10 protein-coding genes are annotated in these 12,249 nt (G+C 57.6%); 1 reads left to right on the forward strand and 9 read right to left on the reverse strand.

The window, feature by feature from the left end; all coding sequences use genetic code 11:
• Positions 1-75: 75 nt before the first annotated feature.
• The 5 genes from QEP11_RS08400 to QEP11_RS08420 form a co-directional block, all read right to left on the reverse strand.
• Entirely contained in the window at positions 76-1,083 is a 1,008-nt protein-coding gene (locus QEP11_RS08400) for a siderophore ABC transporter substrate-binding protein (protein ID WP_284336186.1), read from the reverse strand.
• Between the two features lie 202 nt (positions 1,084-1,285).
• Positions 1,286-2,236: an iron chelate uptake ABC transporter family permease subunit gene (locus QEP11_RS08405; protein WP_284336187.1), complete on the reverse strand. Its 951-nt coding sequence runs from the start codon at positions 2,234-2,236 to the stop codon at positions 1,286-1,288.
• Positions 2,233-3,174, reverse strand: a complete 942-nt coding sequence (locus QEP11_RS08410; RefSeq protein WP_284336188.1) for an ABC transporter permease — start codon at positions 3,172-3,174, stop codon at positions 2,233-2,235. The genes QEP11_RS08405 and QEP11_RS08410 overlap by 4 nt, the downstream gene beginning before the upstream one ends.
• Entirely contained in the window at positions 3,174-4,943 is a 1,770-nt protein-coding gene (locus QEP11_RS08415) for an ABC transporter ATP-binding protein (RefSeq protein ID WP_284336189.1), read from the reverse strand. Before QEP11_RS08415 ends, QEP11_RS08410 begins: the two co-directional genes overlap by 1 nt.
• Positions 4,937-6,739: an ABC transporter ATP-binding protein gene (locus QEP11_RS08420; RefSeq protein ID WP_284336190.1), complete on the reverse strand. Its 1,803-nt coding sequence runs from the start codon at positions 6,737-6,739 to the stop codon at positions 4,937-4,939. Before QEP11_RS08420 ends, QEP11_RS08415 begins: the two co-directional genes overlap by 7 nt.
• A 182-nt stretch (positions 6,740-6,921) precedes the next feature.
• Here QEP11_RS08420 and QEP11_RS08425 point away from each other — a divergent pair, with 182 nt between their 5' ends.
• Positions 6,922-8,019: a TetR/AcrR family transcriptional regulator gene (locus QEP11_RS08425; RefSeq protein WP_284336191.1), complete on the forward strand. Its 1,098-nt coding sequence runs from the start codon at positions 6,922-6,924 to the stop codon at positions 8,017-8,019.
• A 116-nt stretch (positions 8,020-8,135) separates the two neighbouring features.
• Here QEP11_RS08425 and minE read toward each other — a convergent pair whose 3' ends face one another.
• The 4 genes from minE to QEP11_RS08445 form a co-directional block, all read right to left on the reverse strand.
• Complete coding sequence (gene minE, locus QEP11_RS08430) at positions 8,136-8,399, reverse strand: cell division topological specificity factor MinE (protein ID WP_284336192.1); 264 nt, start codon at positions 8,397-8,399, stop codon at positions 8,136-8,138.
• A 6-nt stretch (positions 8,400-8,405) separates the two neighbouring features.
• Positions 8,406-9,218: a septum site-determining protein MinD gene (gene minD, locus QEP11_RS08435; RefSeq protein WP_284336193.1), complete on the reverse strand. Its 813-nt coding sequence runs from the start codon at positions 9,216-9,218 to the stop codon at positions 8,406-8,408.
• Positions 9,219-9,285: 67 nt separating this feature from the next.
• Positions 9,286-10,044, reverse strand: coding sequence for a septum site-determining protein MinC (gene minC, locus QEP11_RS08440; protein ID WP_284336194.1), 759 nt, complete (start codon positions 10,042-10,044; stop codon positions 9,286-9,288).
• Between the two features lie 120 nt (positions 10,045-10,164).
• Positions 10,165-12,246, reverse strand: coding sequence for an acetoacetate--CoA ligase (locus tag QEP11_RS08445; protein ID WP_284336195.1), 2,082 nt, complete (start codon positions 12,244-12,246; stop codon positions 10,165-10,167).
• Between the last annotated feature and the right edge of the window lie 3 nt (positions 12,247-12,249).

Raw genomic sequence — 12,249 nt, forward strand, 5'->3', positions numbered from 1 at the left:
GGGGGGAAGCGAAAAGCAAGAGGGATAAGTCGAATGCATTGACGGCATTGAACTGACTGCCTGCCACGCAGAAAATCAGTTTCGATAGCCTTGGATGACGTCGTCGATCACGAGCTTCACGGAGCTCGGGCTTGCTGCCGTGACATACCAGGCTTCAGCGTCGGCAAAGACCACACGCCCGTTCTTCCAGGCATTGGTCTGACGCAGCAAGGGGTTGCTCAGCGTTTGAGCATCCAGCGCGTGACGACGCTCCATCACGGCAGTGCGGTCAACGATATAAATCGCGTCGGGATTGGTTTGCTGGATGAACTCGCTGGAAATCGGCTGACCATGCAGACCGGTTTCTGCTGCCGGGCTGGCCGGCTTTACACCCAGCGCGTTGAAAACGAATCCGTAGCGTGACTGCACACCGAAAGAGCTGAAAGCGCCGTTGTTGTGCAACACGATCAGTGCCTTGTCGGGGCGATCCTGGGTAATGCTTCTGGCCTCATTGACCTTGGCGTCCAGCTCTGCGGCTTTCTGGCGGGCGAGGTCCAGCTTTCCGAATATCTGGCCCAAGGTCAGCAGGTGCTCCTTGATGACCTCGATGTGCTTGCTCTGACTGTCGCGGTAGTCCACATCGAAGTGAATGGTCGGGGCGATCTCGCTAAGTTCCTTGTAATGCTGCGCCTGCAGTGAAGTCATCAAAATCAGATCCGGCTTGGCCGCATGCACCCGCTCCACATTGGGCTGAACGATGGCGCCGGTGTCCTGCACGTCTGCCGAATCCTTGTATTTGCTCAGGAAGTGCGGAATGAAGTCCTTGGGCATGCCCACAACCGGAACACCCAGTTGGTCAAGAAAATCGACCTCGTTCATGTCAAGCGCCACCACACGGTGCGGCAGTCTCTCGATCACGGTTGTTCCCAATTTGTGCTTCACCGTGACGGATTCGTAGGCTTGCAACGCGCTGCTGCTGACAGCAGCAGGCTGCGTCAATGCCTGTGGCGTATCAGCCGATTTCTCGCCGCAGCCCTGTAAGGCAAGCGTCGCGGCAATCAGCAAGGTCAACGCCCCATAACGATGTTGGTGCTTGAGTGTCATTTCTGTCCTCTTTCTGGATTGAAGTCGTTGCACAGGCTGTTGTGCTTGCTGTGCGTGATCAGGAAATACCGCCCCTAAAGTTCCCACATGCCTGCGCCGTTGGGGGCTAACAGCAAAGTCCATCGCGCCCCCAGAAAGCGCACTGACACTTCGCACAGAACGGCTCTGCAGCCATTCGCTTTTGAACGCTTGTGGGCGGCGGTCATGCAGCCCCCCGGGCACGCACCATCAGCGCCAGGAACCAGGCACCACACACCAGGTTGACCAGGATTCCGACGGTGGTTCGATAGTTGAAGACGTGCTCAACCGCAAGCTGGGCAAGAATGAAAATGCCGATGGCAATGGCGCAGCCCGTGGGCAAGGTGATCCGATGCCGAAAGCTTTGGCTGAGCGCATAGCTGGTGTTGGCGACGAAGATGCCCATGAATGCCGTCGGCCCGAGCAGGCTGGTTGAGACGGCAACCAGTACCGATATCTGCGCTAGATACAGGCGCACGGCGCGTTGATAATCCACGCCCAAAGAAACCGCCTGATCGCGGCCCAAAGAAAGCACATCCAGCTTCGTCAAGGTCTTCAGGCTGGCGGCACATACAGCGGCAACGAGAATGGCTGAGACCAGCAGCTGATGCGGTTGCGCTTTCCCGAAAGAAGCCTGACTGAAGCCCAGCAGTATGGAGAACTCTCCAGGGCTGACCTTGAGCTGGACAAACTGCGTGAAGGTAGCAATCACCATCGTCAGCACCAGCCCCACCAGCAGCAGCTGATACACGTTGTTGTGACCTTGCGGGAATAAGCAACGATGGATCGCCCAGGAGTAGCCGAGCATCAGCACAATAGACACGAAGAAGTTGCCATTCGCGCCCAAGGCTGTCAGGCTCTGCGTGCCCATGACGAGTATCAGCAGGGATTGCAGCAGAAGATAGACCGCCTCGTATCCCATGATCGCAGGCGTCAGTATTCGGTTGCCGGTAATCGTCTGGAAGGTGATCGAAGACCATGCAACACAGACTCCACCAATGAGCATTGCCGCCAGCCGTGCGAGTCGCTTGGGAATGACGTAGTTGAAATCGAAACCTGAGCCGATGAACAGGAAAGCCAGCGCCAACGCGATGACCGCCATCCATAAGGCGTATCGGGATACCCAATGCTTCATCTGCTCCTCCAAAAGATGAGCACGAGGAACAGCACGCCACCGATACCGCCAGCGGTCAAGCCGATCGGCACCTCGAACGGATAGATGATCAAACGCCCAAAAATATCGCAGGCCAGCAACAATGACGCACCGCCCAGCGCCACCACGGGCAAAGTGCGCCCCAGGTTGTCGCCGTAGTGCAGCGCAACCAGATTAGGAACAACTAGCCCAACAAAGGGAATCGCTCCAACAGTGATCACCGTGGCAGACACCGTAACGGCCACCAGCATCAGACCCAATGCCACCGTGCCCGGGTAGTTCAACCCCAGGCTTGTCGCCATGCCCTCGCCCATACCCAGTACGGTGAAGCGATGCGCATACAGGTAAGTCAGCGCAACAATCGGCAAAATCAGATAGACAATTTCGTAATTGCCCTGAACGATCTTGGAGAAGTCTCCCAGCAACCAGCCCTGCATGCTTTGCAGGTTGTTGTTGCGATAAGCGTAGAACTCCGCAATCGCACTGAGCACACCGCTGTACATCAAACCGATCACGGGGATGAGGACCATGTTCTTAGCCCTGATGTGGCGCACTATCGCCACAAAAATCAGGCTGGTGGCAAAGCAAAAAACCAAGGCGAAGAGCATTCGCCCCCTCACTCCGGAGGCCGGAGCCACAGTCAGCGCGACGAGGATGCCAAGCTTGGCTGCATCCAGGCCACCAGAGGTGGCTGGTTCAACAAACTTGTTGCGAACGATGTGCTGAAGAATCACGCCACAAACTGCCAGCCCCACACCTGTCAGCACCAGTGCGGCCAGGCGTGGCAAGCGGCTGGCGGTCAGCGTCAGCCAGGCATCTCCCGATAACGTCCACACTGTTGACCATGCCATGTGCTGCGCCCCCAGCAGCAGCGACGCGCAGCACAGCAAGAGAAACAGCCCCAGCAACCCGACACGCATCAGACACCTGCTCCACCGGATGCGGCGTGCGCAATGCGCCAACCTTTGGAAGCCTGATGCAGGGTCAGGAATTGCGCATAGCGCCCCTGACGCTCACGCAGCTGCGCGGGTGTACCCTGCTCGACAATTTGTCCGTTCTCTAGCACCACGATGTGATCGGCCATTGCCACCGTGGAAAGCTGATGCGCAATCACCACCAGCGTGCATTTGCCCCGCAGTCGCGCCAGTGTTTCGGTGATGACCGCCTGGTTTTCCGGGTCCAAGGCTGCCGTTGCTTCGTCCACCAGCAAGATGGGGGCACCCTTGATCAGCGCACGTGCAATCGCGATGCGCTGACGCTCGCCACCTGACAAACGTGCGCCACCCTCGCCGACAGGCGTATTCATCCCTTGCGGCAGACGCTCGACGATATCAGCGACACCCGTCAGCCGCACCACCTCCATAAGATCAGCATCGCTGGCATCCGGTCTGCCAACGCGGATGTTCTCAGCAATACTGCCGGTGAACAGATAGTTGTCCTGGAAGATCTGACTGATCTGCCCTGCCAGTTGCGCAGCATTGATCTCCCTGACATCCACGCCCCCCACCAGCACACTGCCGTGGTTCACGTCCAAAAAACGCGCAATCAGCTGCGCCAAAGTGGTCTTGCCGGAACCGGACTCACCGATCAAAGCAGTCATGCTCCCTGGCTCGATACGCAGGCTCACACCGCGCAACACCTCGGGCTCATCCCTGCCATAACGAAAGTGGACATTGCACAGCTCAACCGCCCCATCACTCGGCGCTTTCGGTGTTTTGGTCTGCGACAACGGCTCTGCCGCCAACACTTCACGGATCGCACCAAGCTGACCGCTTGCACCGCGCAAAACCTCGCCATAGCCAACCACTTCAAGCAGCGCGTCGATAAAGCGGCTGACCAGCAAGAGCGCAATGATGAGTGCAGTGACTTCCCTTGCCTCCAGACCACCGCCCAAGTGACGGTTCAACAGCAACGCTGCCGCAGCCAGCAAGGCTGCAAACACCGCCTGCACGGCCCATGCGCTGAGCACAGCCGAGCCTGCCGACAGCCAGATCAACCGCAAACCCGATTGACGTTGCTGCTCAACGGCATGCGCCAGCATGCGCATGCCTCCACCCTCACCATTGAACGCGCGCAACACCGACTGCGCCTGGGCGAACTCCACCACGCGCTGGCTGGCTTGCGCGAAGTGCTGCTGGTATGCATCGTCAGTACGCCGTGAAAGCTGGGCCATCAATACAAGAGCACCTGTCAGCAGTGGCAAGGCCAGCAAAGCGATCAGCCCCAACAACCAATGCAGGGCGAACAGGACTGCAACCAGAACCAAGGAAGTCACCGCGCCAGCAATAACCGGCGTGAACACATGCGCCGGCAGTTGGGCCACAGACATCATGCCCTGCGTGACAACGTGAGCAAGTCTGGCAGTGTTGTGCGCAGTGAACCAGCCCACAGACAGCTGCGCCACATGATCGCCAAGGCGGTGGCGCCCCTTTTGCAAGATGGCAACGCCCACACGCACACCTGCCTGCTCCACATAGCGCCGCAAAACCCAGCAAATGACAAGCCCCGCCAAAACTGCGCTCAACCATGACGCTGCCTGCCGTACATCGCCTGCCAGCAAATGGGTAAGAACAGGCACCAGCGCCGCAACGGTCAACCCACAAAGCGCGCCATAGATCACCGTCATCCAGGCGTAGCGCCGCAAGAGGGCTGCATCGTCCCCCAGCAAATGAACCAAGGTCTTCAGCATGGTTGCTCCTCCGAAGCGCTGGAGGTTTGGTAACGCCCTTTGGCCCACAGCCTGGCATAGCGCCCCTTCTGCGCCAGCAACTGCTCATGCGTGCCTTGCTCGATGATGGCTCCGTCTTCGAGCACCAGGATTCGGTCAGCATGCATCACGGTATCGAGCCGATGTGCGATAACCATCAGGGTGCGCCCTTGCGCGAAGCGCGACAGCGCGCTCTGAATCGCCACTTCGTTACTGGCATCTGCTGCCGCCGTGGCCTCGTCGAGCACCAGCACTGGAGGGTCGAGCAGTACCGCTCGGGCAATGCTCACGCGCTGGCGCTCACCACCAGAAAGCTGTGCATCCTCACCAACGATGGAGTCATATCCACGCGGCAGGGCCATGATGCGCTCATGGATGTTGGCAATCCATGCCGCGTCTTCTATTGCTTGCTGGCTGGCCGAAGGGCAGCCCAGCGCAATGTTGTCGCGCACGCTGGCATGGATCAGGCGCACGTCCTGCAGCACAAAGCCGATGTGCTGATAGAGCTTTGAAGCCTCGATGTGCCGCAGGTCCACGCCTCCGAGCGTGATGCGACCTTCCGAGGGATCGAAAAACCGTAGCAGCAGTCGCGCCAGCGTCGATTTTCCCGCCCCTGAAGGACCAACAACGGCTGTGATCGTTCCCGGCTCCAGCGTGAAGCTCACACCAGAAAGCGCCTTGTGATCCTTGCCGTAGACGTAGCTCACATTCTCAAAGCGGACCTCATGGCCTGCAGGCGTTTGCTGCTGAGCAGCTGGCAGCGACTGCAGCACAGGCGTATCCAATAGCGCGAGCACACGCTGCGCAGCACCCGTGGCAGCACCAAGATCGTGCAGCAAGGTGTGCAACAACAAAAGCGGTGCGCAGATACTAGGAGCCACCAACGCAAAAGGCAGCACTTCCAAGGGCGTGATCCAGCCCAGGCTTATGAAAACAGCGCCAAAGACCAGTACAACACCCAGCACCGTTACCGGCGCAATCATGGCGTGGGCATGCGCCATCGCTTTCACCAACGGCCGTGTGAAGCTGATGAAAGCCTCCGCAAAGGCATCTACCGCTTCCCTGTAGCCGCCATGCGCCTTGCCTGCGCTGCCAAACGCTTTGACCACCGGCATTCCATTGACGAACTCCACCGTTGCGCTGTTGATGCGTCCGAGCCTGCCAACAAACTCCTGCATGTTCTCCCCGCTCGTCTTCATTGCGTAGCGCATGAACAGGAAAAACCCAGGAAATGGCAGCAGTGCGGCAACCGCCATACGCCAATCCAGCGCCAACATATAGACGACCGAGATCAGAATGACACCCGCGGCACGCCCCACCGCTGTATAGAAATGGGCCGTCAGGCTGTGCAGCGTTGAGACATCGTCTTGTATGGCCTGCTTAAGCTCTCCAGACGCCCGGCTGCTGAACCAGCCCAGTGGAACACAGGCCAGACGCTGCGCAACACGCATGCGCAGGTGGTAGGTGACGCGGTTGTCGGCCAGATGCGCGATCAACTCGCCAGCCGATACCAGCACCATTCCAGCGAACATCGCCGCCATGCTGCCACCGACCGTCCACCAGATATCAGCTTGCGTTTGTGCAATTGCCACGCTGCCCATGTCACTCAGAGCAATCCTCGCGATATGAGCAATGCCAGCCAGCGGAACCAGCGTGAGCATGGAGCCCACAGCAGCTAGCACGGCAGCGATGGTGAGTTGGCTACGTATCGGGGCCAGCACCTTGCTCACAGGGCTGCGCTTGTTTGCTTTGCCGATTGCTGATCCAGAAGTGTTCATTGAAAAACATCCGTGGTTGAAGTGACGCGATGACTGTCTATTCCTCAAATCCACAAGATGCAATTGAGAATTAGTTTCATTACTATAAACTAAATAATTAATTAGTTTCAACCATGCAACTAAATAGGGATGCAAGTTAAAGTCATGACGTAGCCCACCGCCATTACCAAGGAGAAGAAGCCATGAAAGGCCCTGAGCAGTCCGTCACTCGAGGACGCCCCCGAACCATCACCCGTGAACGAATTGCAGACGCAGGCATTGAGGCTGGCCTGCCAAACATCACCTTCACCGGCATTGCCGCTGCGCTGGGCGTCAGCCACATGGCGCTCTACAAGCACGTACCCAATCTCGAAGAACTCAAGCGTCTGGTGGCCGAAGAAATCTTCAGCCGCTGGCAGATTCCTGTGCCTGGGGGCAACAACGGAGAAGAGTTGAGGACTTACCTGAGCGTGTTCTCCTTATCCGTGCGGGAGTTCGTCAAGAGCTACCCAGGGGTGACGCCCTATGTGCTGCGCAGGCTGGCAGCGACACCGTCCATGCTTGCCAAAATTGATGGGCATCAGCGCCATATCGCCCAAACCTACGGAATCTCAAAGGAGCAGGCGCGCGAGTTGCTGGCTACCGTTGCCTTTCACACCCTGGCTGCCTCTGACACCGTGTATTCCGTTGCAGGACAAGAGCCCGAGGACGAAAAAATCCGCGCAGCTGAAGAAGCCGAGATGGAAGCTGAACTTGACCAAGGCATACAAACGCTGATCGTTGGTGCGCTGACCATGATGCAAGATGCTGTGCGTTCGGTTAAACCGGACAGTTCCCGAAACTCCTCTGCGTCCTCTGAAACGCAGGCAAGGGAATGGGCGGCTTCCATCGCACAAATCGACCAATGGCTGGCAGAGATGACTGCGCTAATGCTGGCGAAACAGCCCTTCGTGCTGATCTACGAGCGTCAACCGGAGTCAGATGAACTGCACCACGCAGATGTCTCCAAGAAAATCCTGCTGTGGATGAAAGCGCATCGCAAAGCCTTCAAAACATATTGCCGCGGCATGGTTCTAATGAGCAAAGATGCAAAAGACCGGCCTGCGCTGCAGGCCGAGCTGGGTCAACTGGAAAAAACTTATCTTGTCCCCGCTCGTGTCGCCATCACAAACGCTGAAGCACAAGCCCATGTGAAAGAGTTGTCTGCAATCCAAGTCATGATGACAGCGCAGCTGCTTGCTGCCAGTTGCAGAACATACGATGAGTACGATGGACATACGCAGTCTTCAGGCAGCGGATAATTTTCTGGCTGTGCATCGGACTCAGCAACGCGCAAGATCAGCGAGCAAGAATCTGACAAGAAAAAAACCGCAGGCCTTTCACAAGGCACTGCGGTTTCTTTAAGGGCAAGGGTGACTCAGCGTGTGGCTTCAGGCAGCTCGATCTTCACTTCCAGGACTTCCAGGTTTTCCTGGCGCTCCAGCTGTACTTTGATGTCTTCTGGGTTGATCGAGACGTATTTGGAGATCACCGCCATCAACTCGCGCTGCAAGGCAGGCAGATAGTCAGGCTGCCCGCCTGAGCCGCCGATGCGCTCACGCGCGAGGATGATTTGCAAACGTTCTTTGGCGACAGAAGCAGACTTTTTCTTCTCGCCCAGCAGCATAGAAATGATGGACATAACGTCTTACCTCCCGCCAAACATGCGTTTGAAGAAACCTGGCTTGGTCGCTTCGATAAAGCGCATGGGTTTTTCTTCACCCAAAAAGCGGGCAATCACATCCTTGTAGGCCTCGGAAACATCCGAGTTCTCCATATGGATGGCAGGCACACCCTGGTTGGAAGCTTGCAATACCGTTTCCGATTCTGGAATCACGCCAATCAGTGGAATGCGCAGAATGTCTTCAATGTCCTGAAGGGACAACATCTGTCCATCTTCCACCCGATTGGGGTTGTAACGTGTGATCAGCAGGTGCTCTTTGACCGACTTGCCATTCATGGCCTTGTCCGTCTTGGAGCCGAGCATGCCCAGGATGCGGTCAGAGTCACGCACCGACGAAACCTCAGGGTTGGTCGTCACAAGCGCTTCATCAGCGTAGTGCATGGCCAGCAGCGCGCCACTTTCAATACCGGCTGGCGAATCGCAGATGATGTACTCGAAATCCATCGCTGCCAGGTCGTCCAGGACCTTTTTGACGCCTTCTTGCGTCAACGCTTCCTTGTCACGCGTTTGCGAAGCTGCCAGCACGAACAGGTTGTCGCACTGCTTGTCTTTGATCAGAGCCTGATTAAGATTGGCCTCGCCATGAATCACGTTGATGAGGTCATACACCACGCGGCGCTCGCAGCCCATGATCAGGTCCAGGTTACGCAGACCGACGTCAAAGTCGATCACTGCTGTCTTGTGGCCACGCAGAGCCAAACCAGAAGCAAAACTTGCGCTTGTGGTGGTCTTGCCAACGCCACCTTTACCAGAGGTCACTACGACAATTTTGGCCATGTTTGCAGAGTTCCTTAGAAGAGAATCTTGTACAGAATAGGTTCAATGAGAGGGATGTCGTTGGTGCTCATGCTAAACGCAAAGGCTCAATTACCAATTTTTCACCCTCTAAACGCGCTTGGGCAGGCTTGCCTGCGATGTCTTGGGGCAAGTCCGTTTCCAGAGCCCGGTAGTTGCCCGCAATCGACAACAGCTGAGGCTCCATGCAGGTGCTGAAAATCCGCGCCTCCGTATTCCCGCGCGCTCCAGCCACTGCCCGGCCACGCAATGGTGCATACACATGTACATTGCCGTCGGCAATCACTTCAGCGCCATAGCTCACAACCGCCATCACCACCAGATCACAGCCTTTGGCATACACCTGCTGGCCCGAGCGCAGTGGCTTATCAATGATCATGGCGTTGGGTGCCGCAGCGGGAATCTCGCGCACAACTTCCACCGGCACTTCCCGAATCACTTCCACCTCTCGCACAACTTCCTTGGTACGAACAGGGTGGGCATCCGGCGCAGGCATCAAGCCCGCATCATGCGCAGCGCCCATTTGTTCAGCAGAACCATTGCACACTGCCACAGGCACTGTGCGGTGCTTTTTCAGCACTTTGATGAGCTTGGGAAAATCAATCGCTTGCGTGCTCTCGCGCACGTGCTGCAAATCAATCAGAACGGGGTCGTTGTCAAAGAAGTCTGGGTCATCCGCCAATCGCTGTGCCAGATCATCGGCCAGTACGGACACCTTGGTATCCCGCAACGCAACGGCCATTACGGGAAGCTGAGCGCTTTTTAGATCAAAGCTGGAGCGGGCTGTGCCCTGCGAGTCAACGGCCATGGTGTGGAGTGCGATAGAAAAAAGGGACGCGAACTCAAAACGCGCTAAGTGTACTCTGCAAGCTCACACAACCAATGCAGGACAGACTCCAGTGCGCAACACCATGTATCCATGCAAAGTTCAGGCCACCCGCGCCTTCAGGGCTTGCTTTCGCTGGGCATAAGCTACAAACCAGTCCAGACTGGAGGGATTTGCCATGGTGTCTTTGTTGACGACCTTTTCCAATGGCTGCCCCAGCAACAGCTTCTTAATGGGCAACTCCTGCTTTTTTCCGGTCAGGGTGCGAGGAATTTCAGGCACTTGCACGATCTCATCGGGCACGAACCGAGGAGACAAGGCTTGCCGGATGGCTGCGCCCAGCTTGGCCTCCAGGGCCGCATCCAGCGCCACACCTTCGCGCAGCACTACAAACATCGGCATAAAGCTCTCGCGCCCCAGATACTCCAAATCCACCACCATGCTGTCCAGCACCTCGGGCAGCGCCTCCACGGCGCTGTAAATCTCGCTGGTACCCATGCGCAAACCGTGACGATTGATGGTGGCGTCGCTGCGACCATAAATGGTGCAACGCCCTTGCGCACTGACTCTGAGCCAGTCACCATGCCTCCACACACCCCCCATCTCGGCGGGGCCGTCGCCACCGCCGGGGCGGCGGCCATGGCCTGCGGGGTACATGTCGAAATAGCTGCTCAGATAACGCTGGTTGCCGGCATCACCCCAGAAATACAAAGGCATGGAAGGAATAGGCTGGGTGCACACCAGCTCCCCCACCGCGTCAATCACAGGCTGACCTTGCTCGTTCCAAGCCTCCACGGCAGCACCCAGCATCCGACACTGCATTTCCCCTGCTTGCTGCGGCAACTCACGGTTTCCGCCAATGAAAGCGCCGCAAAAGTCCGTACCGCCCGACAGATTGTTCCACCAGATATCTGGCGTGCCCAGCTTGGCAAACTGCTGTGTGCCCCAGGCTTGCACATCGGGAGAAAGCGGCGAGCCGGTGCTCCCCAGCCCGGTAATGCGCGTCAAATCACCGCACTGTGCCAAATCCACGCCCGCTTTCATGCAATTGGCATAAAACGCAGCGCCCGCACCAAAGCTGCTGACCTGGTGACGCGCTGCAAAGCGCCACAGCACACCCCAGTCGGGCTGTTCTTTGCTGCCACCGGGGCTGCCATCAAAGACCACACAGGTGGTGCCCCCCAGCAAGCCAGCAACCTGAGAGTTCCACATCACCCAACCCGTGGAGCTATACCAGTGGAATCGCTCGCCCCAGCTGTGCGGGTCATAGCTGCAGCCCACATCGTTGTGCAGCGCCTTCATGGCCAGCGCCACGATGACAATGCCGCCATGACCGTGCACGATGGGTTTGGGCAGGCCTGTAGTGCCACTGGAATACACAATCCACAAAGGGTGATCAAAGGGGAGCCACATCGGCTTGAATGCAGCCACTGCGGCATCGTCGCGCGCCACCACATCATCCCAGCTTGCGCTGTCTGCCACCGCTTTCTGCGCAAACGGCGTGCGCAGCACCAGCATGTGCTGCACCGTGGGAAGCTGCGCACGCAGTGCACTGGCAACCGCCCCCTTGTCCATGGGTTTGCCGGCGTAGTGCACACCATCGGCGGCAATCAGAATCTTGGGCTCAATCTGCTTGAAGCGGTCCAGCACCGCAGCAGTGCCCATGTCGGGCGAACAAACGCTCCACACACCGCCGACGCTGGCCACCGCCAGGAATGCCACGATGGTTTGCGCAATATTGGGCATATATGCCGCTACGCGATCGCCGGGTTGCAGGCCTTGCTGCTGCAAATGCAAGGCCAGGGCCGCAACCTGGCGGCGCAGTTCGGGCCAACTGAGCTGCGTCATCTCGCCCAGTTCGTTTTCCACAATCACGGCGGGCATGCCAGCAGCATGAGCCGCATCCACATGCCGCAACACCTGCTGGGCGTAATTCACCTGGGCGCCTGGAAACCACTGGGCCCCGGGCATCACATTACGCCCCAGTGCTGCACTGTGCGGCGTAGGTGACTGCATTTCGAAATAGTCCCAAATGCTTTGCCAAAAAGCATTCAAATCGGTCACCGACCAGCGCCACAAATCGTCGTAGCGATCAAACGAAAGCCCGCGTTCTTGAGCCAGCCATTGCTGGTAACGACGAATAATGGGTGTGCGACGAATATGGGGCTGTGTGACTTGGGTCATGAA

The organism is Comamonas halotolerans (genome assembly GCF_030162935.1).
Classification (GTDB): domain Bacteria; phylum Pseudomonadota; class Gammaproteobacteria; order Burkholderiales; family Burkholderiaceae_C; genus Comamonas; species Comamonas halotolerans.

Excerpts from the sequence above, each read along its gene's own strand:
- QEP11_RS08400 (WP_284336186.1), bottom strand. The coding sequence starts at position 1,083 with ATGACACTCAAGCACCAACATCGTTATGGGGCGTTGACCTTGCTGATT.
- QEP11_RS08425 (WP_284336191.1), top strand. The coding sequence starts at position 6,922 with ATGAAAGGCCCTGAGCAGTCCGTCACTCGAGGACGCCCCCGAACCATC.
- minE (WP_284336192.1), bottom strand. The coding sequence starts at position 8,399 with ATGTCCATCATTTCTATGCTGCTGGGCGAGAAGAAAAAGTCTGCTTCT.
- QEP11_RS08415 (WP_284336189.1), bottom strand. The coding sequence starts at position 4,943 with ATGCTGAAGACCTTGGTTCATTTGCTGGGGGACGATGCAGCCCTCTTG.
- QEP11_RS08420 (WP_284336190.1), bottom strand. The coding sequence starts at position 6,739 with ATGAACACTTCTGGATCAGCAATCGGCAAAGCAAACAAGCGCAGCCCT.
- QEP11_RS08445 (WP_284336195.1), bottom strand. The coding sequence starts at position 12,246 with ATGACCCAAGTCACACAGCCCCATATTCGTCGCACACCCATTATTCGT.
- QEP11_RS08410 (WP_284336188.1), bottom strand. The coding sequence starts at position 3,174 with ATGCGTGTCGGGTTGCTGGGGCTGTTTCTCTTGCTGTGCTGCGCGTCG.
- QEP11_RS08405 (WP_284336187.1), bottom strand. The coding sequence starts at position 2,236 with ATGAAGCATTGGGTATCCCGATACGCCTTATGGATGGCGGTCATCGCG.
- minC (WP_284336194.1), bottom strand. The coding sequence starts at position 10,044 with ATGGCCGTTGACTCGCAGGGCACAGCCCGCTCCAGCTTTGATCTAAAA.
- minD (WP_284336193.1), bottom strand. The coding sequence starts at position 9,218 with ATGGCCAAAATTGTCGTAGTGACCTCTGGTAAAGGTGGCGTTGGCAAG.